This is a genomic window from Solwaraspora sp. WMMA2059 (assembly GCF_027497315.1).
Lineage (GTDB): Bacteria > Actinomycetota > Actinomycetes > Mycobacteriales > Micromonosporaceae > Micromonospora_E.
Window position 1 is genome coordinate 950,066 of the sequence record NZ_CP114908.1, and the last position, 23,478, is coordinate 973,543.

19 protein-coding genes and 1 pseudogene are annotated in these 23,478 nt (G+C 71.7%); 17 read left to right on the forward strand and 3 right to left on the reverse strand.

Annotation, left to right across the window (positions count from 1 at the left end; genetic code table 11):
* Nucleotides 1-135 precede the first annotated feature (135 nt).
* The 17 genes and pseudogenes from O7553_RS04415 to O7553_RS04495 all read left to right on the forward strand — a co-directional run.
* Entirely contained in the window at nt 136-882 is a 747-nt protein-coding gene (locus O7553_RS04415) for an MBL fold metallo-hydrolase (protein ID WP_281553593.1), read from the forward strand.
* 98 nt (nt 883-980) lie between these two features.
* A complete protein-coding gene (locus tag O7553_RS04420) occupies nt 981-2,126 on the forward strand; it encodes a glycosyltransferase family 1 protein (RefSeq protein WP_281553594.1) in 1,146 nt (381 codons plus the stop codon).
* Between the two features lie 56 nt (nt 2,127-2,182).
* Nucleotides 2,183-2,911: a ribonuclease PH gene (gene rph, locus O7553_RS04425; RefSeq protein ID WP_281553595.1), complete on the forward strand. Its 729-nt coding sequence runs from the start codon at nt 2,183-2,185 to the stop codon at nt 2,909-2,911.
* On the forward strand, nt 2,908-3,537 hold the full coding sequence (gene rdgB, locus O7553_RS04430) for an RdgB/HAM1 family non-canonical purine NTP pyrophosphatase (RefSeq protein WP_281553596.1): 630 nt from the start codon (nt 2,908-2,910) through the stop codon (nt 3,535-3,537). Before rph ends, rdgB begins: the two co-directional genes overlap by 4 nt.
* Nucleotides 3,538-3,659: 122 nt before the next feature.
* Nucleotides 3,660-5,384: a glycoside hydrolase gene (locus tag O7553_RS04435; RefSeq protein WP_281553597.1), complete on the forward strand. Its 1,725-nt coding sequence runs from the start codon at nt 3,660-3,662 to the stop codon at nt 5,382-5,384.
* 211 nt (nt 5,385-5,595) lie between these two features.
* A complete protein-coding gene (locus O7553_RS04440) occupies nt 5,596-7,503 on the forward strand; it encodes a hypothetical protein (RefSeq protein ID WP_281555466.1) in 1,908 nt (635 codons plus the stop codon).
* 111 nt (nt 7,504-7,614) lie between these two features.
* Nucleotides 7,615-8,163 carry a DapH/DapD/GlmU-related protein gene (locus O7553_RS04445; protein ID WP_281553598.1) on the forward strand — a complete coding sequence of 183 codons (549 nt, stop codon included), beginning with the start codon at nt 7,615-7,617 and terminating at the stop codon, nt 8,161-8,163.
* The gene (locus O7553_RS04450; protein WP_281553599.1) at nt 8,156-9,856 is read left to right on the forward strand and encodes a lipopolysaccharide biosynthesis protein; all 1,701 of its coding nucleotides are present in this window, start codon (nt 8,156-8,158) and stop codon (nt 9,854-9,856) included. The genes O7553_RS04445 and O7553_RS04450 overlap by 8 nt, the downstream gene beginning before the upstream one ends.
* A gap of 46 nt (nt 9,857-9,902) precedes the next feature.
* The gene (locus O7553_RS04455; protein WP_281555467.1) at nt 9,903-11,147 is read left to right on the forward strand and encodes an O-antigen ligase domain-containing protein; all 1,245 of its coding nucleotides are present in this window, start codon (nt 9,903-9,905) and stop codon (nt 11,145-11,147) included.
* Entirely contained in the window at nt 11,144-12,643 is a 1,500-nt protein-coding gene (locus O7553_RS04460; protein ID WP_281553600.1) for a lipopolysaccharide biosynthesis protein, read from the forward strand. The genes O7553_RS04455 and O7553_RS04460 overlap by 4 nt, the downstream gene beginning before the upstream one ends.
* A 7-nt stretch (nt 12,644-12,650) precedes the next feature.
* A complete protein-coding gene (locus O7553_RS04465; protein WP_281553601.1) occupies nt 12,651-13,553 on the forward strand; it encodes a sulfotransferase domain-containing protein in 903 nt (300 codons plus the stop codon).
* Nucleotides 13,550-14,932, forward strand: a complete 1,383-nt coding sequence (locus O7553_RS04470) for a hypothetical protein (protein ID WP_281553602.1) — start codon at nt 13,550-13,552, stop codon at nt 14,930-14,932. The genes O7553_RS04465 and O7553_RS04470 overlap by 4 nt, the downstream gene beginning before the upstream one ends.
* Before the next feature lie 407 nt (nt 14,933-15,339).
* On the forward strand, nt 15,340-15,780 hold the full coding sequence (locus O7553_RS04475) for a UDP-N-acetylglucosamine--LPS N-acetylglucosamine transferase (RefSeq protein ID WP_281555468.1): 441 nt from the start codon (nt 15,340-15,342) through the stop codon (nt 15,778-15,780).
* A gap of 73 nt (nt 15,781-15,853) precedes the next feature.
* Nucleotides 15,854-16,480 carry a glycosyltransferase gene (locus tag O7553_RS04480; protein ID WP_281553603.1) on the forward strand — a complete coding sequence of 209 codons (627 nt, stop codon included), beginning with the start codon at nt 15,854-15,856 and terminating at the stop codon, nt 16,478-16,480.
* Nucleotides 16,477-17,400, forward strand: a complete 924-nt coding sequence (locus tag O7553_RS04485) for a glycosyltransferase family A protein (protein ID WP_281553604.1) — start codon at nt 16,477-16,479, stop codon at nt 17,398-17,400. The genes O7553_RS04480 and O7553_RS04485 overlap by 4 nt, the downstream gene beginning before the upstream one ends.
* A 118-nt stretch (nt 17,401-17,518) precedes the next feature.
* Nucleotides 17,519-18,922, forward strand: a complete 1,404-nt coding sequence (gene gltX, locus O7553_RS04490; RefSeq protein WP_281553605.1) for a glutamate--tRNA ligase — start codon at nt 17,519-17,521, stop codon at nt 18,920-18,922.
* 129 nt (nt 18,923-19,051) lie between these two features.
* Nucleotides 19,052-19,294, forward strand: a pseudogene (locus tag O7553_RS04495) (arginine--tRNA ligase); the annotation flags it as partial.
* A 63-nt stretch (nt 19,295-19,357) separates the two neighbouring features.
* Here the strand turns inward: O7553_RS04495 and hutH are convergent.
* From hutH to O7553_RS04510, 3 genes are read right to left on the reverse strand one after another with little or no spacing between them, the layout of a single operon-like run.
* Complete coding sequence (hutH, locus tag O7553_RS04500; protein WP_281553606.1) at nt 19,358-20,899, reverse strand: histidine ammonia-lyase; 1,542 nt, start codon at nt 20,897-20,899, stop codon at nt 19,358-19,360.
* Nucleotides 20,887-22,074 (reverse strand): imidazolonepropionase, encoded by a 1,188-nt coding sequence (gene hutI, locus O7553_RS04505; protein ID WP_281553607.1) that lies wholly within the window; start codon nt 22,072-22,074, stop codon nt 20,887-20,889. Before hutI ends, hutH begins: the two co-directional genes overlap by 13 nt.
* A complete protein-coding gene (locus tag O7553_RS04510; RefSeq protein WP_281553608.1) occupies nt 22,071-23,447 on the reverse strand; it encodes a formimidoylglutamate deiminase in 1,377 nt (458 codons plus the stop codon). The genes hutI and O7553_RS04510 overlap by 4 nt, the downstream gene beginning before the upstream one ends.
* Nucleotides 23,448-23,478 lie beyond the last annotated feature (31 nt).

The following is a 23,478-nucleotide window of genomic DNA, read 5'->3' on the forward strand; positions in this document are numbered from 1 at the left end:
ACAAGTTGCAGCGGATCTTTCATACCGCTGCTGGCTGCGGCGTAGGCTGCCGAGCGTGGCAGAGCCGCTGGTGGAGATCTTCGATGGTATGAGCGGCGCATCGCCGGTGTCTCACCGCGACCGTGGGAACAGTTGATGCGTCTGACCGTACTCGGCTGCGCCGGGAGTTTCCCCGGACCCGAGGCCGCCTGCTCGGCCTACCTGGTCGAGGCGGACGGGTTCCGCCTGCTCGTCGACTTCGGCTCGGGTTCGCTGTCCGCCCTGCAGCGGTACGCCGGCCTGCACGCGGTCGACGCGATCCTGCTCACCCACCTGCACTGTGACCACATGCTCGACGCCTGCACCTACGTGGTGGTGCGGCGCTACGCCCCGGACGGTCCGTACCCGCCGCTGCCGGTCTACGCCCCGGCCGGTGCGCCCGACCGGATCGCCACCGCGTACAACATCAGCGGCGAGCCGGTCGACGACGTCTACACCTTCTACGGCCTGCAACCCGGCAGCTTCCCGATCGGCCCGCTGCAGGTCACCGTCGACCGGGTCAACCACCCGGTGGAGACCTACGGGGTACGCGTGGAGCACGGCGACCGGGTGCTGACCTACTCGTCGGACACGGCACCCTGTGAGGCGCTGCTGCGGCTGGCCCAGGACGCGCACGTCTTCCTCTGCGAAGCCAGCTACCTCGACGGAGTGGACAATCCGCCGGACCTGCACCTGACCGGCCGCGAGGCGGGGGAGGCCGCGACCAAGGCGGGCGTCGGCCGGCTGCTGCTGACCCATCTGGTCACCGCCTGGGGCAGCGAGGCGTCGACGTTCGAGGCGGCGGCGTCGAGCTTCGACGGGCCGGTCGAGATCGTCCGGGCCGGTGCCCGTTACGAGGTCTGACCGGTCGACACCGGCCAACCGGTCTCTTGCCGCAGAGTTCGCCCGCTGGTCAACGCGGCGTAGCCTCGGCCACCCGCACGGGCGCGAACGTGACACCCATGCGCGTCGCGATCGTCACCGAGTCCTTCCCACCAGACCTCAACGGGGTGGCGCACTCCGTGGTTCGGGTCGCCGAACACCTGGTCGCACGCGGGCATGAACCGTTGGTCATCGCACCGGCACCGGCCGCCGCCGAGCGGGCGGAGGCCGGCACCCACCCGTACCCGGTGATCCGGGTGCCGAGCCTGCCGGTGCCGCTGTACCGAAGCTTCCGGCTCGGTCTGCCGAGCCGCCGGCTCACCGAGGTGCTGGCCGACCACACCCCGGACGTCGTACACCTGGCCAGCCCGTTCGTGCTCGGCGCGCGGGGACTGACGGTGGCCCGCCGGTTGCGGCTACCCACCCTGGCGGTCTACCAGACCGACGTGGCCGCCTACGCCCGCGCGTACCACCTGGGGTGGAGCGTGGCGACGGTCTGGCGCTGGCTGCGCGAGATCCACAACGCGGCGGACCGCACCCTGGCCCCCTCGACCGCCGCGGCCGCCGACCTGACCGCCAACGGCATCGACCGGGTACGCATCTGGGGCCGCGGCATCGACCCGGTCCGGTTCGACCCGGCTCACCGCTGCGAACGGACCCGCAGCGAGCTGGCCCCCGGCGGCGAGACGCTGGTCGGCTACGTCGGCCGGCTCGCCGCCGAGAAGCGGGTGGACCTGCTCGCCGAGACCAGCCGGCTGCCGGGCGTACGGGTCGTGGTGGTGGGTGACGGACCGGCCCGCAAGGAGCTGGAACGCGCCCTGCCGGCGGTCCGCTTCCTCGGTGCCCGGCACGGCCGTGACCTGGCCCGGCTGTACGCCAGCTTCGACGTCTTCGCCCACACCGGGCCGCACGAGACCTTCGGCCAGACCGTGCAGGAGGCGCAGGCCAGCGGCGTACCGGTGGTGGCGCCGGCCGCCGGCGGGCCGATGGACCTGGTCACGCCCGGGGTGACCGGGCTGCTGGTGCCACCCGGTGACCCGACGGCGCTCGCCGGGGCGGTCGCCGGGCTGGTCGCCGACCCGGCCCGGCGGGCCCGGTACGGCCGGGCCGCGCGGGCCGCGGTCGCCGGCCGCACCTGGGCGGCGATCGGCGACGAGTTGATCGAGCACTACCGCGCCGTGCTGGACGCACCCGGCGTCGTGGCCCGCCTGCCGGTCGCCGCCTGACCGGTCCGGTGTGACCCGGACGGGGCCCGCGGCGGCGCGGCACATAGGCTCTGCGCATGGCACGACCCGACGGACGCACCCACGCTCAGCTACGACCGGTGACCCTGACCCGCAACTGGAGCATGCACCCGGAAGGGTCGGTGCTGGTCGAGTTCGGGCAGACCAAGGTGCTCTGCACCGCGAGCGTCACCGAGGGGGTGCCCCGCTGGCGGAAGGGCTCCGGACTGGGCTGGGTGACAGCCGAGTACGCCATGCTGCCGCGCGCGACCACCACGCGGTCGGACCGCGAGAGCGTCAAGGGCCGGCTGGGCGGCCGGACCCACGAGATCTCCCGGCTGATCGGCCGCAGCCTGCGCGCCGCCGTCGACCTGAAGGCGCTCGGGGAGAACTCGATCGTGCTGGACTGCGACGTGCTGCAGGCCGACGGCGGAACCCGGACCGCCGCGATCACCGGCGGCTACGTCGCGCTGAACGACGCGGTCAACTGGCTGGCCGACCGCAAGGCGCTCAGCGGCAAGCCGGACCGGGTGATGCGGCGCTCGATCGCGGCGGTCAGCGTCGGCGTGATAGACGGCGAGCCGCGGCTGGACCTGTGCTACCTGGAGGACGTCGCGGCCGACGTGGACATGAACGTGGTCTGCACCGGCGACGGGGACTTCGTCGAGGTGCAGGGCACCGGCGAGGCGGCGGTGTTCGGCCGGGACCAGCTCGACGCCATGCTCGACCTGGCGGTCGCCGGCTGCGCCGAGCTGACCGCCGCGCAGCGTAAGGTGCTGGACCGGTGAGCGCGGCACCGGCCGGGCGTACCCGGCTGCTGCTCGCCACCCGCAACGGCAAGAAGCTGGCCGAGCTGCAGCGGATCCTGGACACCTCGCTCGGCGCCCACCGGGTCGAACTGGTCGGGCTGGCCGACCTGGAGGCCTACCCGGAGGTGCCCGAGTCCGGCCTCACCTTCGGTGAGAACGCACTGCTCAAAGCCAGGGAAGGATGCCGGTACACCGGGTTACCGACAGTCGCCGACGACTCCGGTCTGGCCGTCGACGCGCTGGGCGGGACGCCCGGAGTGTTCAGCGCCCGGTGGTCCGGCCGGCACGGCGACGACCTCGCCAACCTGAATCTGGTGCTGGCTCAGCTCGCCGACGTGCCGGACGAGCACCGGGCGGCGTCGTTCGTCTGCGCGGCGGCTCTGGTGCTGCCCGGCGGCAAGGAACACCTGGTCGAGGGACGCCAGTCCGGCCGGCTGTTGCGCGCCGGTCGCGGCGACGGCGGCTTCGGTTACGACCCGATCTTCCTCGGTGACGGCCAGGAACGGACGAACGCCGAGCTCAGCCCGGCTGAGAAGGACGCGATCAGCCATCGTGGCAAGGCATTTCGGTTGATGGCGAAGGTCGTCGCGAAGACCCTCGGATGACGCCGGTAAATTTAATTAGTGCTTAGATCTCCGGTTACTCGGCGTATATCTGAGCTCACCCCCGTTAGGCTCGCGCGGCAAGCTCGTGCCACAGGGGGGCTGTTTTCTTGAGTAGACACAGATTGAGCGATGCCATCGCGCGTACCGGGTCCGGCCGTCGCCGGTTGATCGTCGGCGGCGTCAGCGCCGCGCTGCTGGCCGGCATGGTGGTCACCGCCCTGCCGTTGCTCGCCGACGACGAGGTCACCGTGTCGGCCACCGCCGACACCACCGCTACCGACGTGCCGCAGGACGGTGACAACGGGGCGAAGAGCACATTGGCCACCTGTCCCGCGCTCTGCGAGCGCAACCCGCGGGGGGCCCGGGACGCGATCGTCGAGTTCACCGTCGACCAACTGCCGAAGACCGTTCGCAATCTGCGGGTCCGTCTGCAGCTGTACTCCTGGCAGGACCTGGACGCGCGGGTCACCGCGTACCGGACCGCAGTTGACGCCCGTCAGCCGCGGCCGTCGCTGGCCGGGGCGGACGGGGTCGCCCGTACCGTCGACCGGGCGCTCGCGACGCTGCCGACGGTCCGCAAGGGCTACAACGAGTGGGACGTGTCCGCGCAGGTCGCCGGCAACGGCACCTACACGTTCGCGCTGCGCCAGACCGGGCTGAACCAACGCGTCTACTGGCCGTCGGTCGAGTACCGCGACCAGTCGATCCGGCCCCGCCTGATGATCAGCTACGAGCCGGCGGCGGAAGCGCCCAGCAGCCCGCCACCGGCCGCGGCACCCACCCCGTCCGCGCCGCCTAGCGCGCCGGTGCCGACCACGGCTGCCCCGTCGGCGTCCGCGTCGGCGTCCGCGTCGCCGACCGTCGCGCCCAGCGCGTCGGCCAGCCCGCCGGCCCCCGGCGCCGGCTGCGGCTCGGTTTCGGACCTGCTGGTGCCCGCCTGCGGTGCCTGGTGGGGGATGTACTCGCCAACCAGCGCCGCGAAGGGCTGGAACCATGGGGGTGCGGTCGCCGAGGTGGAGACTCAGGTCGGGCGCAAGTTCGACATCGTGCACCGCTATCACGACTTCTCGAACGCCGGCAGCAACGGGGCGTTCCCCGACAAGTTCGAGCAGGAGCAGATGCGTGGCGGCCGGCTCATGTTCTTCGCCTGGGAGTCCCGAATCTTCTCCTCCGGCACCACGTTGAGCTGGCGGGATGTCTACAGCGGCCGGTACGACTCGGTGATCGACGACGTGGCCGGCCGGATCAAGGCGACCGGGGTGCCGGTGTTCATGGGCTTCGACCACGAGCCGGAGGACGAGCCGGTGAAGGGCAGCGACGCCGACTTCGTCCGGGCCTGGCGGCACGTGCACCAACGCTTCGCGAAGGCCGGCGCGGACAACGCGGTGTGGGTGTGGGTGATGATGGGCTGGTCGGGGCATTACGACCGGTACGCCGGCCTCTACCCGGGCGATGCCTATGTGGACTGGGTCGGCTATGACCCGTACAACTTCTACGCCTGCAACGGCGGCAAGACCTGGAAGGATCCGCACACCACGGTCGGCGGGTTCTACCGCTGGCTGGACGAGCACCGCATCGGAGTGGGCAAACCCCGGATGCTGGCCGAGTTCGGCAGCAACTTCCACCCGGACGACCCGGCGGCCAAGCAGCGGTGGTTCGAGCAGTTCCCGGCGGCGATCAAGGCGCATCCGAAGATCAAGGCGGTGATCTACTTCAACTCCGCCGGATCGACGACCACATCGGCCACCTGCAACATGACGATGAACCACAACCCGTCCGCGCTGGCCGGATTCACCAAGGCCGGCAAGGACTCCTACTTCCGGCAGCCGCTGCCGGGTCGGAGCTGACCTGGTAGGACGCTCAGCGATCCTGGTAGAAACCCGATTGGTCGCCGTCCGATCGGTGGATGTCTGACCCGGCTGGGGTTGGCGCACGCTGTCTGAGACAATTTCCCATCTGGAGGGAAGCGTGAACCAATCCCAGCCTGGCTGGCGTCTGTCCAGCGGCCGTCGTCCGTGGGCGTTGTCCCTGGTCGCGACCGCCGCAGTGCTAACACTGATCATCGATGCGACGGCTGCGGGCGCCGCCGTCGTCCCCACCCCGGCTCCGGCCGCTCTGGTCTCGACCAATCCGGCGGACCACACTCCACACGCCCGCAACGGTGAGACCCGGGCGTTCGCCGAGATCGGCGGCGTGATCTTCGTCGGTGGCACCTTCACCGAGGTCCGGCCGACCAGCTCGGCGACCTGGGAGGCCCGGCCGTACCTGTTCGCCTACCAGCGGTCCACCGGCGCGCTGGTCGCCGGGTTCCAGCCCGACCTGGACGGTGCGGTGAACACCCTCGAGGTCACTCCGGCCGGTGAGCTGATCGTCGGCGGGGTCTTCCGCAACGTCAACGGTGAGTCCCGCCGCAACCTGGTCGCCCTCGACCCGGCGACCGGTACCACGGTGCCGTCCTGGGAGGGCCGCTCCGACGGTGGCGTCGTCCGCGACATGGAGGTCAGCGGCGACTGGCTCTACATCGGCGGTGCGTTCAACTGGGTCAACGGCACCCAGCACGCCGGGCTCGCTCGGCTGGACGTGGATACCGGCGCGATCGATCCGACCTTCGACGTCGACATCGCGGTGGGCCGGCACGACGTGCCGCCGTACGTGTGGACGCTCGACGTCGCACCCGACGGCGACACGCTGGTCTTCGGCGGCAACTTCCGAGAGGTCGAAGGACTGACCCGGGAGCAGATCGCGATGGTCGACCTGACCGGTACCCCGACCCTGGTCGACTGGGACAGCAACCACCGGTTCGCCCCGAGCTGCTCCTGGCGTACCTTCACCCACTACGTGCAGGACATCAGCTTCGGCGACGACAGCAGCTACTTCGTCGTCGGTACCAACGGGGGAGCGGGCTGGCCGACCGCGTACTGCGACGTGCTGGCCCGCTACGAGACCGCCACGCGGGGCAGCGGCCTCGACGCCACCTGGCTCAACTTCACCGGCAACGACACAATCACCTCGGTGGTGGTCCGCGACGGCATCGCCTACACCGGCGGGCATTTCCGCTGGCTGAACAACCCGAACCGCAGCGACAACGCCGGTGACGGCGCGATCGACCGGCTCGGCATCGGCGCGGTGACCGTGGCGACCGGGATGCCCGTCAACTGGAACCCGCGGCGCAGCGGCGGATCGGCGCTGCCGTCCGGCGCGAGCAGCTGGGGTTCTGCGGTGCCGGTGCTCTGGTTCGGCTCGGACGGCCTCTACTTCGGCCACAACTCCGACGGCATGGGCAACGAGTACCACGGCCGGCTGGGGATGTTCCCCGACGCGGGTGGACGGACCGTCGTGCCGCGCAACCCGCCGACCGGCGGCACCGGCTACCTCTACCTGCCGGCCGCCAACGGCGACCTGGCCAAGGTGCCGTTTGACGGCGCGACGCTTGGCACGGCGACCGTCACCAACCAGCCGAACCTGGTCGACGCGGGCGCGGTGTGGCGAGTGCACGACCGGATCTACTGGGCCCGCCCGGTCGCCGGTACCGACACCGGCAGTCGGCTGGACATCTCGATGTTCAACGGCAGCAGCGTCGGCGGTCCGTGGGAGAGCTCAGGCTACAACTCCTGGTTTGATGCGTTGTCGCTGAACGCCGCGTTCTACCTGGACGGCCGGCTCTACTACACCCGCTCCGGCAGCGGCAACAACCAGCTGTTCTACCGGTACTTCGAACTCGACGGCAACTACCTCGGCGCCACCGAGTTCACCGTACCGACTGATGGCGTCACCTGGAGCTCGGTCCGTGGCATGGCCTGGGTGGCCGGCGCCATCGTGTTCGGTTCGTCCGACGGGCGACTGCGGTCGGTGCCGTTCGACCCGACCGCCGACGTCGCGGTGGCCGGCACCTCGGTGACCGTGCTGGCCGAGCCCGACCCGGCGTTCGACTGGACCAACCGGTCGATGTTCTTCGCGGTGGAGTGATCGGGCGGCATAGCGCCCCCGGTAAGCGAGGTGGGTCGGCGGCAGCATCCCTGCTGCCGGCCCACCGGCCATTTGTAGGGTGAGGCATCGTTGCACAGGGGAGGCGGACCGGTGGGGTCGAGCACACGTCGGCATGGCGCGTTGCTGCGGGTGTTGTTCGCCGTAAAGCGGGCCTACTACCAGCTGCGCTATCCCCGGCTGCGGCTCGGCCGGGACGTCGAGATCCGGGGCCGGGTCCGGCTGCGCCGAGGGGTACGGGTGACGATCGGCGACCGGACCCGACTCAACAAGCTGGTCCGCTTCGCCGGCACGGGTGAGGTCACAGTCGGTGCCGACTGCCTGCTCAACGCCACCTGGATCGGCAGTTGGACCACCGTCGAGGTCGGCGACCGCTGTCTGTTGTCCGACTGCGAACTGATGGACAACGATTTCCACAATCTTCCGCCGCAGCTGCGGCACGCGCCGCCCGGCCCGGCGACCCGGGCACCGGTTGTCGTCGGGGACAACGTCTGGATCGGGGCGCACGTCCTGGTGATGAAGGGCGTCCGGATCGGCCACGACAGCGTCGTCGGCGCCGGCACGGTGGTTCGCGTCGACGTACCTGACCGGGTCGTCGTGATCGGCAATCCGCAGCAGATTGTGAAGAAGTTCGATGAGTGATCAGCCAGCCCGGACCGTGACCCTCACCGACCTGCTGCGGATCCCGAGTCTGCGGTGGATGACGGTTGTCGCGGGTGCCGTCACCGGTCTGCTGTTGGCGATCGGCTACCTGGTGGTGGCCCCACCCGCCGCCTCAGCCACCGCGGTCGTCGCGGTCCGGCCGGTGGTCACCGACGCCTTCACCTACCCTGGGGCCGGTGCCGACCGTTCGGTCAACATGAACGTCGAGAGTGGCATCGCGGCCAGCACCGAGGTGCTCTCCCGGATCGCCGAGGCCCGGTCTTCCGACGTCGTGGAGGTCCGCCGGGCGCTGGAGATCGAGGTCCCCACCGGCGGCCAGATCCTACGGTTCACCTACTCGACCGGCACGGTCGACGACGCCGTCGACACCGTGAACCTGGCGGCCGCTACCTACCTGCAGGTCCGCCAGGAGATGTACGAGCGGCAGCGGACCGACATGCTGGCCTCCTACGACGAGAGCATCGTCAAGGTGGCCGAGCAGCAGGACGCGGCGCAGCGGCGGGTCGCCAACGCGAACAGTACCCCGGCGGCCGACGCCGCGCTGGCCGAGTTCGGCTCGCTGAGCAATCAGTTGACCGAGCTCAACGCAGCCCGTACCGAGATCGCGGCGATCGACGTCACGCCCGGCTGGATCACCCAGAGCGCCCAGCAGCAGCTGTCCACCGACGGTCCGCCCGGGATCCTGTACCTGCTGGCCGGCCTGCTGGTCGGCGCAGTGCTCGGGGTGCTGCTGACCTACCTGCGGGAGTCGGTGGACCGGCGGATCCGCAGCGAGGCGGAGGCCAGCGAAGTCGCCGGGCTGCCGCTGCTGGGCACCGTACGCCGCCGCGGGTTGCGGGTCGACGCGCGTACCGTCGATGCCGACGTCCGGTACGTCGGCATGGCCATCGCCGAACAGCTCCGCCAAGCGGTCCGAACCCCGGTGGTGGTGATCTCGTCGCGCAACCGGGAGGACACCACCCCGATGACAGCGAGCCTCGCCGTTGCGCTCGCCGCCGACGGGCGGGACGTCTACATCGGCGACGACAGCCACCGGGTGACCGCGCTGCGCGACGCGCTGCTCGCCGACCGGCGCCGGGTGCCGTCCGGGCCGTTCGTTCCGGCGCAGCCGGGCGGTGGGGCACCGACCCCGCCGGGTGCTGCGGAGCAGCGCTCCGGCGACAGCGGCGACCCGGAGAGCACCCTGATCTTCTCCCTGCCCAACGTCGACCAGGACCATACGGTGATCCTGCCCCGGGTGACCGACACGGCGGACGCCCCGGCCGGTCCCGCCCGGCGACCGTCGCCCCGGCCGACCCCGGGTACCGGGCAGGCACGGCCGTCGGGCGGGGACCGGGCCGCGGCCGGCGATCGCCCGACCGGTGACGGCGGCCCGGTGGTGGCCACCATCCCGGTGCGTACTCTGCCGGCGGACGCGCTCACCGTCGGGGCCGGCATGGTCCGGATCGGCCTGTACGCCCAGGCGCCGCGCGACGGGGAGATCGTGCTGTTCAACGCCCCACCGGCCGAGTCGGACGAGCGTGGCGTGCGGGAGGCACGGGCCGGCACCGCGATCGTCGTGGTCGAGCGGGACCGTACCCGGCTGGCCGACCTGCGCCGGTTGACCGACCGGCTGCGTGCCGCCGGGGCCGAGCCGCTCGGCTTCGTGCTCACCGGCAGCGGCCGTGGTTGACCAGGCCCGGCACCCCCCAGCGCTGCCGATCTGGCCGCTGTGGCTGATGTTCGGCCTGGTGCCGGTCTGGTGGCTCTGCGGGCTGTTCTACTTCGGCTGGCCGGTGCTCGGCTCGCTGCTGCTGATCGTCATGTTCGTCCGGGGGCAGATCCCGTTGCCCGCCGGCGCCGGGCTCTGGCTGGCCTTCCTGGCCCTCGTGGTGGTCAGCGCCACCCAGCTGGCCGACGTCGGCGCGCTGCTCACCTTCACCTTCCGGTTGTTGTTCTACGTCACCGCGATCGTCGTCTGCTGCTACGTGTACACGATGGCGAGGGAGCGGGACGCGTTGACGGTGGTGCTCGGCCCGCTGTGCGCGTTCTTCGTCGCCCTGGTGCTGCTCGGCTGGCTCGGCCTGCTGATGCCCCGGTTCGGCATGGTCACCCCGTTCGAACTGGTGCTACCGGGTGGGTTGTCCGGCAACCCGTTCATCCGGGACATGGTGCACGCCCAGGCGACCGAGTACAGCGCCCGCTCGACCGATCCGATCTTCCGGCCGGCGGCCCCGTTCGCCTACACCAACACGTTCGGCAGCACATTTGCCATCACCCTGCCGGCGGTGGTGGCCTGCCTGCTGCTCGGTGCCCGGGGTCCGGCCCGGACGGTCCTGCTGGTCGCCCTGCCGTTGTCACTGCCGCCAGCGTTCCTGACCCTCAACCGGGGCATGTTCCTCAGCCTCGGCGTGGGGCTGGCCGTGCTCGGCCTGCGGGCCGCGGCCCGGGGCAACGTCAAGGCGTTGGCGTCCATGCTCGGGATGCTGGCCGCCGGCGGGCTGGTCACCCTGTTCATTCCGATCGGCGAGCTGATCGAGCGCCGGGTGAGTGTCAGCGACACCAACACCGACCGGCTGTCGCTCTACCTGGAGGTGCTGCGCTGGGTCCAGCGGTCACCGGTGCTCGGTTTCGGCGCACCGGTGCAGGTCGACACGGTCACCGCCGACGCGCCGATCGGCACCCAGGGTCAACTGTGGGCGGTGCTGTTCAGCCACGGTGTTCCGGCGTTGGTCTGCTTCATCGGTTGGTTCGTGATCGTCGGGCTCCGCTGCTGGCCGGCCCGGACGGCGGCCGCGCAGTGGCTCTCCGTCGTGCCGCTGATCGGCCTGGTCCAACTGCCCTTCTACGGCCTGGTCAACCAGAACCTGACTGCGATCTTCTACGTCGCCGGGGTGGCGTTGGTGCTCGTCGACCGGGAACGTCCGGGCCGCCCGCCCAGTCAGCGTCCAGTTCCGCAGCGCCTGGTCGGGGCCGTACGGTGACCGCCGAAACCGATCAGCGGGAGACCCGGCGCAGCGCCCGCAGCGGTGCCATCGGCCTGGCCGGCGCGGCGGTCAGCGGGCTGTTCGGCTTCGTCCTCGCGGTGGTCATCACCCGCGGCTACGGGCCGACCGGTGCGGGCGCGTTCTTCGCCGCCGTCGGACTGCTCACCGTGGCCACCGCGGTCTGCACCCTGGGGGCCGAGACGGGGCTGCTCTGGGCGTTGCCCCGGCGCCGTACCGGCGCCACCGGGGACGCCGCCCGGATGCTGCCGGTGGCGTTGCTGCCGCCGCTGGTGTTCGCCATCGTGGTGGCCGTCGTCGGCCTGCTGGTCGCCCCGCAGCTCGCGATCGGCCTGTTCGACCGGGCGAGCACGGACGCCGTACGCCTGGTTCAGCTCTGCGCGGTCGGGTTGCCGATGCTCGTCGCCACCGGTCTGATGCTCGCGGCCGTACGCGGGGTCCGACCGATCGGCGGCTACGTGGCCGTGCAGTTCTTCCTGCTGCCGATCGGCCGGCCGGTGCTGGTCGGCATCGCCGCGCTGGCCAGCGGCGCGGTGCTGCTCGGGCTGGCCGGCTGGCTGGTGCCGGCGCTGGCGGCCCTGCTGGTCTGCGCCGGTCTGGTCGCCGGACCGCTCGGTCTGGGGCGCGGCGCCCGGCTGCGGGCCGGGTCGGCGGACTGGCGTGGCTTCTGGCGGTTCGCGCTGCCGAGGGCCGGCTCGGCCGCCATCGACGCCGGCAGCATGTGGATCGGGGTGCTGTTGGCGGTGGCGCTGGCCGGGCAGGCCGAGGCGGGCATCTTCGGCGCGGTCGGTCGGTACATCCTGGCCGGTCAGCTCGCCCTGCAGGGCCTGCGGGTCGCGGTCGCGCCGCAGCTGTCCCGGCTGCTCGGCGCGGACCGGCCGGCCGAGGCGGCAGCGGTGCACCGGCAGACCACCAGCTGGGCGATCGTGCTCTCCTGGCCGGTCTATCTGCTGCTGGCGGTCTTCGCACCGGGCTTCCTGAGCATCTTCGGACCGGAGTTCGCCGCTGGTGCCACGGCGATGACGGTGCTGGCCGTCGCGATGCTGGTGAACATCGCGGTCGGCAACGTGCAGACGTTGCTGCTGATGAGCGGCCACAGCGGCCTGCACCTGGTGGCCACGCTGGTGAATCTGACGGCGACGGTGTCGTTGGCGTTCTGGCTGGTGCCCCGGCACGGGGTGCTCGGCGTGGCGGTGGCCTGGGCCACCGGGATCGTGCTGGAGAACCTGATCGCGGCGACCGCCGCCCGGCTGGTGGTCGGGCAACCACTGGTGGACCGGTCGGTGTCGGTGGCGGCGGCGGCGACGCTGGCCGGTGTCGGGGCGGTCAGCGTGGTCGCGGTCGTCGCGGCCGGCCGGGACGTGGCCGGCCTCGGAACCGCGTTGGCCCTGGTCGGCGCGGTCGTGATCGTAATGTCGGCGCTGCCGGGTGTGCGGCGCCGGGTGTGGCGCAGCGTCAGACAGAAAGGTGGGTGAGAAGGCTTTGACGTCCATCAGGGATCGCATCAAGCAGGCGGTACCGACCCAGGTGACCGACCGGGTACGCGAGTCGATGGTGCACTACGGAGTACGTACCAGTCACCGTCGCCCGCTCCCGGACTTCCTGATCATCGGCACGAAGCGCGGCGGCACCACGTCGCTGTGGAACTACCTGATCCAGCATCCGCTGGTGCCCCGGCTGTTCCCGGCCTGGAACACCAAGGCCACCCACTACTTCGAGGAGCACTGGTCGCGGGGGGAGGCGTGGTACCGGTCGCACTTTCCCACGGATCGCCAGCGCGCCGCGCTGGCCGCCCGGTACGGCGGCCCGGTGCGCGCCGGTGAGGCCGCTCCGCTGTACATGTTCCACCCGACGGCCGCCGAGCGGGTCCAGCAACTGCTGCCCCAGGTACGGCTGATCGTGCTGCTGCGCGATCCGGTCGAGCGGGCGTACTCGCACTGGAAGGAGCGGCGGACCGAGGGCAAGGAGCCGCTGGATTTCCCGCAGGCGTTGGCGAGCGAGCCGGAGCGGACCGCCGGTGAGCGTGACCGGCTGATCGCCGATCCGAACTTCTTCTCCGAGCCGTACGACTGGTACACCTACCGGGCGCGTGGGCGCTACCTGGAGCATCTCGAGCCCTGGCTGGACCGGTTCGACCGCGCCCAGTTCCTCTTCCTGACCAGCGAGGAGTTCTACCGCGACACCCGGTCGGCCTATCTGCGTACGCTCGATTTCCTGGGCCTGCCCGGGCATGAGCTGCCGACGTTCAAGGTGTACAACGACCGCCGGTCGGCGCCGATGGACGACGCGCTGCGTGCCGAGCTGACCGCCTACTACCAGCCGCACAACGATGCGCTGGCGCAGCGGCTGGGGCTGCGGCTGGACTGGGCCGGGGCGCCGCGATGACCGGCACCGACCCACGTCGCCGCGACGATGGTCTCGGCTGGGTCACCCGGGCGGTCTTCCCGGACGAACGGGTCCGGCTGACGCTGCTGCCGGCCGGGGCGTCGCAGCCGGCGCTGGATCCGGCCGACCGGCTGCTGGCCCGGTACGCGGTGGTGCCGTCACCGGCCCGGGCCCGGTTCCTGTTGCCGTTGGGACCGCGTCGGGTGACCGCCGCCTCGGTCTGGGCGTACAACGCGCTGCGCCCGCTGCGGGTGCGACTGCCCCGGGCGTTGCTCGGTCTGGCGGCCCGGACCGGGGTGCTGCAGGTGACCCGGCCGGCGGTGCTGACCGTGTCGGCACCGGGCGGCACCGGGTCGGCCGGTGTTCCGCCGGCCGGGCCAGCCGGGCCGGAGCCGGCCGGGCAGCTGACGCTGGTCGACCATCTGGCGGCGCACTCCGGCGGGGCCCGCTGGTACGCGGCGATCGGGGTCCGTCCGCCGGACCCGAACCACAAGCCGACGGTGCAGTTGTTCGACGCGGCCGGCCGGCCACGCGGGTACGCCAAGATCGGTTGGAACGACGCCACCCGGGAACTGGTTCGTGCCGAGGCCGCCGCGTTGGCGGCGGTGGCGCCGGTCGCGGGGGTGGGCGAGCATCCGGTGGTGCCGAGGTTGCTGGCCGCAGGCGAGTGGTCCGGTCAGGCGGTCACCGTCGTCGAGCCGCTGCCCGCCGACGTGCGGGGGGTCGGGTTGGGCGAGCCGCCGCAGGTCGCGGCGGTGCTGGCGGTCGCCCGGCGGGGTGGTGCGCCGGCCGCGCCGCAGCCGCTGGCCGGCTCGGCCTTCCTGGACCGGCTGCGGCGCTCGGCCGCTGCGGCCGCGAGTGACCCCGACGGTGCGGCGGGTGCCGGTCGACCCGACGGTACGGCGGGCGCTGACGGGCCCGCCGTCGTCGTCGCCGACCCGCCGGCCGGACGCCGGTTGGTAGCGGCGGTGGAACGGCTGGCCGACCGGTTCGAGCAGGTGCGGGTCGAGTTCGGTCACTGGCACGGCGACTGGGTGCCGTGGAATCTCGGCCGGTACGCCGGCCGGCTGGTCGCCTGGGACTGGGAGCACAGTGGTCCCGAGGTGCCGATCGGCTTCGACCTTGCACACGACGCCTTCCAGCGCAAACTGGTGCTTGACGGGGCTTCGGCGGCGAGCGCGGCGGCTGCTGTGGACGCCCAGCTGCACCGGCTGGCCGCAGCGTTGGGTGTGGACGCCGAGCAGCGGCGGCTGATCGTCCAGAGTTACCTGATTGAGATGTGGCTGCGGACCTGGCGGCTGGCGACCGGTGGCGCCGGCTGGAATCCGGCGCTGCACCCGGCACTGCTGGACGTGATCGAGCAGCGGGGCGCCGACTGACAGTCGCCCCGGCTCGTCTCATATGATGAGACTTCCTTGTCGTGTGCCCGACGCCAAGCTTGTCGATCATGTGATGGCCAGCGTGCCGCTGGTGGCGCCGGACCTTGCTCACCTACTAATCCTACCGAACGGATAGAAAATCTCTCACATATTTAGGCACGGATAGTAACTGTTTGGGGAAATGCTCAGTTGTCGGACGGTTTCGGTGCGTAGTTGCGAACTGCGGTGGTCGGGGATGTTGTCGCAGGTCAAGTGGATCGACGGGAAGGTGTCAAGCGACCTCCGCCAATTTTCTTTCCGGCCGTGGTCGCATATATTGTTAAACCAAACAGTGGTTGGCCGGCTAGTGAACTCTGGGGGCATCTGTGGCCAACAACGTGCCTGACGTTGACAGTGCACCCACGCTCATGCTCGTCGGCTCGAGTGGTGGTCACCTCGCGCAGTTGCTCGCGCTCGAGCCGTGGTACGTCAACCGCACCCGGTGCTGGGTGACCTTTGACACGCCGGACGCTACCTCGCTGCTGCGCGGTGAGGATGTCATGTGGGCGCACCATCCGACGACCCGGAACCTGCGGAACCTCGTCCGCAACGCCCGGCTCGCGGTGCGGATCTTCCGGCAGCGGCGGGTCGCCGCCGTGATCACCACCGGTGCCGGAGTGGCTTTTCCCTTCGTGTTCCTTGCCTGGTTGCGCGGGGTGCCGGCGATCTACATCGAGGTCTATGACCGCATCGACACGGCGACGCTCACCGCGCGGCTGTGTCGCCCTTTCCTGTCGGCGATGCTCGTGCAGTGGGAGGAGCAGCGGCGCCAGTACCCGGAGGCGACCGTCGTCGGCAACCTGCTATAACTATGCGCATTTATAAACGACGATGACATGTCATCGTAACAAGAGTAGAAGTGGCCAGGTCAAGGAGTTGATCGTGGTGGAATCCGCGTTGTCTAACACCGGGCCGACCAGCGTCGCCGCACGGATCCCCCGGCAGCGCGGTGGGCCGCGTACCGGCACCATCCTGGTCGCCGTCGGGACCGACCGGCACCGGTTCGACCGGCTGATCGGCTGGCTGGAGGACTGGCACGCCGCCGCCGCCGACCGGGCCGACCTGATCGTGCAGTACGGGCACAGCCGGGCACCGGAGCTGGCCGGGGCGATCGACTTTCTCGACCACGATGCGCTGCAGCAGGCCATGCAGCGGGCCACCCTGGTGGTGTGCCACGGCGGCCCGGCGACCATCCTCGAAGCCCGTCGGCACCGCCACCTGCCGATCGTCGTACCCCGTGATCCCACTCTGGACGAGCACGTCGACGACCATCAGATGCTGTTCGCCCGCCGGCTGGCCGATGCCGGGCTGATCCGGCTCTGCCAGTCGCGTACGGCGCTGTTCGAGGCGCTGGAGGCCGGGCTGCGCGCGCCGGCGAGCTTCGGCATCACCGCCGACGCCGGCACCGACACGGCACGACTCGCGGCCGTCGCCCGGGTCGGCGAGATCATCGAAGGGCTGATCTCGTCGGCGAATCCGCGCCGCGTGCTCAGCCGGCGGTCGCGGTGACCGCCGACCGGACCCCGACGATCAGCGTCGTGGTCCCCACCCGGGACCGGCCCGAGCTGCTGCGCGAGGCCATCGCCGCGATCCGCGAGCAGGACTATCCGGCACCTGTCGACGTGGTCGTGGTCTACGACCAGTCCACCCCGGACATGACACTGGCCAGCGACGATCCGCACCGGCCGGTCCGGGTGATCAGCAACAGCCGGACCGCCGGCCTGGCCGGTGCCCGCAACAGCGGCATCCTGGCCGCGACCGGCGAGCTGGTCGCGTTCTGCGACGACGACGACCGGTGGCTGCCCGGCAAGCTCGCCGCCCAGGTCGATGAGCTGCTCGCCCACCCGGACGCCGAGTTCGTCAGCTGCGGTATCCAGGTCAGCTACGACGGCACCGTCAACGACCGGGTGCTCGACCTCGACAGCGTGTCGCTCGCCGCACTGCTGCGCGACCGGATGACCGAGCTGCACCCGTCGACGTTCGTGATCCGGCGCGCTGCGCTGGTCGACGGATTCGGGCTGGTCGACGAGGAGATCCCGGGCAGCTACGCGGAGGACTACGAGTTCCTGCTCCGGGCCGCCCGCAGCGCCCCGCTGCGCAACCTGCGTACGCCGTACGTGCTGGTCCGCTGGCACAAGCGGTCCTACTTCGCGCAGCGCTGGGACACCATCGCCACCGCCCTGCAGTGGCTGCTGGACCGCTACCCGGAGTTCGCCACCGAGCCGGCCGGCGAAGCCCGGGTCGCCGGGCAGATCGCCTTCGCCGAGGCCGCCGCCGGGCACCGTCGCGGGGCGATCCGCTGGGCCCGGCACACCCTGGCCCGCAACCCACGCGAGCCGCGCGCCTACCTCGCCCTCGCCGTCGCCAGCCGGGCGGTACGGCCGGACCTGGTGCTCCGTACCCTGCACAAGCGCGGCCGAGGCATCTGACGCGACGGCTTGGGTGCGCGGCGGCCCGCTGAGCCGAGCGGGGCATCGCTGTGCCTCGCGGCGCTCCGAGCCGGATATCGGTGAAGGTATGCGGCGGTAGTTCGGTAGCCTGCTATCCGTGGCCAGTTCCGATATCCGTGTGCGCTTCGCGCCTTCCCCGACGGGCATGTTCCACGTCGGTAATGCCCGGTCTGCCCTGTTCAACTGGGTGCTGGCCCGACAGTCGGGCGGGACGATGGTGCTGCGGATCGAGGATACGGACGCGGCGCGGAACCGTCCGGAGTGGGTCCAGGGCATCCTGGACGCGATGGAGTGGCTAGGTATCGGTCCGAGTGAGTACGAGGGCCCGCTGTTGCAGTCCGACTATGCCCAGCACCACCGCGAGGCCATCGACCGGCTTCTCGCCGCTGGGCGCGCGTACTACTGCGACTGCGCCCGGGATCAGGTGATCGCTCGGACGGGCAGTGATCACAAGGGTTACGACGGCTTCTGCGGGGACCGTGGTCTGCCTGCTGGGGAAGGTCGCGCGTTGCGGTTCCGTACGCCGGACGACGGCTCGACCGTGATCGTCGACCTGGTGCGAGGCAAGCCGACCTTCGACAACGCGCTGATCGAGGACTTCGTGATCGCCCGTGGCGACGGGTCGCCGGTGTTCCTGCTGGCGAACGTGGTCGACGACATGGTCATGGGCGTCACCCATGTGATCCGGGCTGAGGAGCACCTGCCGAACGCGCCGAAGCAGCAGCTGCTGTGGGAGGCGTTGGGTGCTGAGCCGCCGGTCTGGGTGCACGCGCCGATCCTGGTCAACGAGAAGCGGCAGAAGCTGTCCAAGCGCCGGGACCGGGTGGCCCTGGAGGACTTCCGAGCCGAGGGCTACCTCGCCGAGGCGATGCGCAACTACCTGATATTGCTCGGCTGGGCGCCGTCGGGTGATCGGGAGATCCTGCCGTGGGATGACATCGTGGCGGAGTTCCGGCTGTCCGACGTCAACCCGTCTCCGGCGTTCTTCGATGTGAAGAAGCTCCGCGCTTTCAACGGGGACTACATTCGGGCGTTGTCGGTGGAGGCGTTCATCGAGGCGTGCCAGCCGTGGTTGAGCGGCGATACCGTGCCGTGGCGGCCGGAGGCGTACGACGCCACCACGTTCGCTGCTGTCGCCGAGTTGGCGCAGACCCGGATCGCGCTGCTGTCGGAGATCGTGCCGATGGTCGACTTCCTGTTTCTCGATGAGCCGGTCGCCGACGAGGCGGCGTGGGCGAAGGCGATGAAGGTCGATGCCCCGGCGCTGCTGGCCGCGGTGGTCGAGGCGTACGGCATGTGCGAGTGGCGGGCCGAGGTGCTCAAGTCCACGCTGGAAACCATCGGTGCTGAGCGAGGGCTCAAGCTGGGTAAGGCGCAGGCACCGGTCCGGGTCGCGGTGACCGGCCGTACCGTCGGTCTGCCGTTGTTCGAGTCGATCGAGATCCTCGGACGTGAGCGAACCTTGGCTCGTCTGCGAGCCGCACTCGACCGCCTGAGCTGAACCCCTCTTCTGTGACCGGCGGATCGACCCCGCCGGTCACCGTTTGGTCGTCGATCGATCCGCTCCCGATCATTCCCGGATGATCTGTCTCCCTGGCGGAGGCGGGTCGGAGCATGATTGGCGTACCTGATGAGTCTTGAGAAACTGCTGGCCGACCGGCTGGCGCAGGCGTTTGCGGCGGTGGCCGGCGGGCCGGTTGATCCGGTCGTGCGGCGGTCGCAGCACGCCGACTTCCAGTCCGACGCCGCCCTGCCCTTGGCGCGTCGGCTCGGCCGCCCGCCACGAGACATCGCCACCGACGTCGTCGGCCGGGCGGAGTTGGCGGACCTGTGCACAGCTGTCGAGGTGTCCGGACCAGGGTTTATCAACCTGGCACCCACGGTGTCGGCCTAGCAGATAGCGGGCCGGCAGGGCGTGACGGCGACACGCATCGGGTCAGCGCAGCGGGCCGATCCGGGCCTCGATCTCCGCCCGCAGCTCGGTGCCGGCCACCACCGCGCGCGTCGCCTCCAACACCGGGGCCAGGAAGATGTCCGGCCCCGGCGGACCGGCGACCCCGCCGACCAGCTTCACCGCCGCCTGCCCGGCCGGCGACGGCCGTAACGGGGCCCGCAACTGCAGACCGCGTACCGCCGCCAGCAGCTCCACCGCGAGCAGGCTGGTCAGGTTGTCCAGCACCGTACGCAGCTTGCGGGTCGCCGCCCAGCCCATCGACACGTGGTCCTCCTGCATCCCGGAGGTGGGCACCGAGTCCACCGAGGCCGGTGCGGCCAGCCGGCGGTTCTCCGCGACGACGCCGGCCGCGGTGTACTGGGCGATCATCAGCCCGGAGTTGACCCCGGCGTCCGGGGACAGGAACGCCGGCAGGCCACGGGACCGGTTGACGTCCAGCAGCCGGTCCACCCGGCGTTCGCTGATCGACCCGACCTCGGCGGCCGCGATGGCCAGGAAGTCGGCGGCGAAGCCGAGTGGCGCGCCGTGGAAGTTGCCGGTCGACTCGACCCGCCCGTCCGGCAGCACCACCGGATTGTCCACCACCGACCGTAACTCCCGGCCGGCGACCGTAGCGGCGAACGTCAGCGTGTCCCGGGCCGCGCCGGCGACCTGCGGCGCGCACCGCATCGAGTAGGCGTCCTGCACCGCGTGCATCAGGTCGTCGCGGTGCGAGTCCATCACCGCCGAGCCTTGCAACAGCCGGTGGATGTTGCCGGCCGACACGCCCTGACCGGGATGCGGCCGGATGGTGTGCAGGTCGGCCTGGAACGGCCGGTCCGAGCCGAGCATCGCCTCGATCGCCAACGCGGCCGTCACATCCGCCATGGTGAACAGGTGCCCGGCGTCCTCGACCGCCAGCAGCAGCATGCCGAGCATGCCGTCGGTGCCGTTGATCAGTGCCAGACCCTCCTTGGCGGCCAGCTCCACCGGGGCCAGCCCGGCCCGACGCAACGCCACCGCGCCGTCGACCCGGTCTCCGGTGTCCGGATCCCGCACCCAGCCCTCACCCATCAGCACCAGCGCGCAGTGCGCCAACGGTGCCAGGTCCCCGGAGGCACCGAGCGACCCGTGCTCCGGCACCCACGGGGTGATCCGATGGTTGAGCAGGTCCAGCAGCGCCTGCGCCAGCAGCGGCCGTACCCCGGAACGGCCCAGCGCCAGCGACCGCACCCGCAGCACCAGCATGGCCCGGACCACCTCGTCGGGCATCGGCGCGCCGATCCCGGCCGCGTGCGAGCGGATCAGCGCGTGCTGCAGCTCCGAACGCCGGTCCGGCGCGACGAAACTACTGGCCAGCGCGCCGAACCCGGTGGAGACGCCGTACACCGGGCGGCCGTCGCGTTCGATCGACTCGACGATGTCCCGGCTGCGGGTCATCGCCGCGACCGCGCCGGGGCTCAGCTCGACCCGCGCCCCGTCCCGGGCCACCGCCCGCACCTGGGCTGCGGTCATCCCGTCCGGTCCGATCATTACAGTGGACATACTGGTGCTCCGTTGTGCAGGACCTGATGGATCAGCGGCACCCCCGGCCGGTAGGCCAGGTGCAGATGGGACAGTGCGTCGAGCAGCAGCAGGTCGGCGCGGGCACCCGGGCGCAGCACGCCGACGTCGGCGCGACGCAGTGCCCGGGCGCCACCAGCGGTTGCCGCCCAGACCGCCTCCGCCGGGGTCATTCCCATCTCGCGTACCGCCAGCGCGATACAGAACGGCATCGACGTGGTGTACGACGAGCCCGGGTTGCAGTCGGTGGCCAACGCCACCGTGGCGCCGGCGTCGAGCAGCCGGCGGGCATCCGGGTACGCCGCCCGGGTGGAGAACTCCGCGCCCGGCAGCAGCGTCGCCACCGTCGCCGATCCGGCCAGCGCCGCCACGTCCGCGTCAGACAGATGAGTGCAGTGGTCGGCGCTGGCCGCCCCCAGCTCCACCGCCACCGCAACCCCCGGGCCGGGTCCCAGCTGGTTGGCGTGCACCCGCAGCCCCAGGCCGGCGGCGGCCCCGGCGGCGAGTACCGCGCGGGCCTGGTCGCCGTCGAACGCGCCGCGTTCGCAGAACACGTCCACCCAGCGGGCGAACGGGGCCGCGGCGGCCAGCATGTCACCGGTGACCAGGTCGACGTAGTCGTCCGGGCGGTCCGCGTACTCGGCCGGCACCACATGGGCGCCGAGGAACGTCGTCTCGTCGGTGACCTCCGCCGCCACCCGCAACGACCGGGCCTCGTCGGAGACGCTGAGCCCGTACCCGCTCTTGATCTCGATCGTGGTGCTGCCCTGCCGCAGCGCTTCGCGGCGCAGCCGCCCGACGGTGCCGCGCAGCTCGTCGTCGCTGGCGGCGCGGGTCGCCGCCACCGTGGTCCGGATGCCGCCGCCGTCGTAGCGGACCCCGGCCATCCGGGCGGCGAACTCGCTCGCCCGGTCCCCGGCGAAGACCAGATGCGCGTGGCTGTCCACGAAACCGGGCAGCCCGGCCTGGCCGCCCGCGTCGAGCCGGCAGTCGGCCGCCGGGGCGTCGGCGCTGCGCCCCACCCAGGCGATCCGGTCGCCGTCGACCAGCACCGCCGCGTCGGTGAGCAGCCCCAGCGGGCCGCCGTCGTGGGTCGGATCGTTGGTGACCAGCTCGCCGATGCCGGTCACCAGCAGGGTGCCCGCCGCCGTCGTCATCCGGTCGTCACCGCCCGGATCGCGGCGGCCAGCTCGGCCGGTACGTCGAGGTGCAGATGCCGGCCGTCGGCGACCACCGGCCGGCCGTCGACCACCACGTCGGTGACGTCGGCGGCGGTCGCCGCGAACACCAGGCCGGCCGGGTCGACCCCGGCGGTCCGTACGCTGTCGCACCGGACGGTGACCAGGTCGGCGCGGGCACCTACCGCGATCCGGCCGGCATCGGCCCAGCCCAGCGCGGCGTGCCCGGCTCCGGCGGCCATCGAGATCAGCTCACCGGGGGAGAAGTGTCCCCGCCGTCCGGTGCGCAGCCGCTCATGCGTCTCCACCGCCCGCGCCTCCTCGAACAGGTCGATCACCGCGTGGCTGTCACTGCCCAGGCTCAGCGTGACCCCGGCGGCCGACAGCGGCCCGGCCGGGCCGATGCCGTCGGCCAGGTCCCGTTCGGTCGTCGGGCAGAGACAGACCCCGGTGCCGGACCCGCCGAGCAACGCCACGTCGGTATCGGCCAGGTGGGTGGCGTGCACGGCGGTCGTCCTCGGGCCGAGCACCCCGGCGTCGGCCAGCAGCGCCGTCGGGGTCCGGCCGTGCCGGGCCAGACAGGCCGCGTTCTCGGCCGGCTGCTCCGACAGGTGTACGTGCAGCGGGACGCCCCGCTGCGCCGCCGCCCCGGCGACGACCGGCAGTTCGGTGGCCGGCACCGCCCGTACCGAATGGACCGCCGCGCCGGCCCGGACGTGGTCACCGGCCGGTGTCCACGCCTGCGCCCGCTGCGCCCAGGCTGCCGCGTCGGTGTCGCCGAACCGGCGCTGCACCCCGGTCAGCGGTGCCCCGTCCACCCCGGCGGTCAGGTAGCAGGTGTCCAGCAGGGTGAGCCGCACCCCGGCGTCGGCGGCCGCCTGCGCGAGCGCGTCGGCCATCACGTTCGGCTCGGCGTACCGCCGGCCCTGCGGATCGTGGTGCAGGTAGTGGAACTCGCCGACGCAGGTCACCCCGGCGAGCGCCGCCTCGGCGTACACCGCGCGGGCCAGCGCCAGGTAGCTGTCCGGGTCGAGCCGCCCGGCGACCGCGTACATCCGGTCCCGCCAGGACCAGAAGCTGCCCCGGTCGTCGTGGGTCCGCCCGCGCAGCGCCCGGTGGAAGGCGTGCGAGTGGGCGTCGGCCAGGCCGGGCAGGGTCACCCCGGCGAGCCTCGGTACGCCCGGCGGTGCCGCCACCCCGGCGGTGACCGCGGTGAACCGGCCCGCCTCGGCCTCGATCAGCACCCCGGCCGTCGGTGCCGGCCCGCCCAGCCAGGCGTGCTCGGCGTACCACCTTGTTCGGGCCGCACTGGCCGCCGGCACCCGCGTCCGGGCCGCCCGATTCGCCGGCACCCGCGTCCGGGCGGCCCGATCCGCCGGCCGC

What these genes read in the sequence shown, in the direction of transcription:
- O7553_RS04415 (WP_281553593.1), top strand. Translation starts at nt 136, where the DNA reads ATGCGTCTGACCGTACTCGGCTGCGCCGGGAGTTTCCCCGGACCCGAG.
- O7553_RS04420 (WP_281553594.1), top strand. Translation starts at nt 981, where the DNA reads ATGCGCGTCGCGATCGTCACCGAGTCCTTCCCACCAGACCTCAACGGG.
- rph (WP_281553595.1), top strand. Translation starts at nt 2,183, where the DNA reads ATGGCACGACCCGACGGACGCACCCACGCTCAGCTACGACCGGTGACC.
- O7553_RS04450 (WP_281553599.1), top strand. Translation starts at nt 8,156, where the DNA reads ATGAGTGATCAGCCAGCCCGGACCGTGACCCTCACCGACCTGCTGCGG.
- O7553_RS04455 (WP_281555467.1), top strand. Translation starts at nt 9,903, where the DNA reads ATGTTCGGCCTGGTGCCGGTCTGGTGGCTCTGCGGGCTGTTCTACTTC.
- O7553_RS04470 (WP_281553602.1), top strand. Translation starts at nt 13,550, where the DNA reads ATGACCGGCACCGACCCACGTCGCCGCGACGATGGTCTCGGCTGGGTC.
- O7553_RS04475 (WP_281555468.1), top strand. Translation starts at nt 15,340, where the DNA reads ATGCTCGTCGGCTCGAGTGGTGGTCACCTCGCGCAGTTGCTCGCGCTC.
- hutH (WP_281553606.1), bottom strand. Translation starts at nt 20,899, where the DNA reads ATGTCCACTGTAATGATCGGACCGGACGGGATGACCGCAGCCCAGGTG.
- hutI (WP_281553607.1), bottom strand. Translation starts at nt 22,074, where the DNA reads ATGACGACGGCGGCGGGCACCCTGCTGGTGACCGGCATCGGCGAGCTG.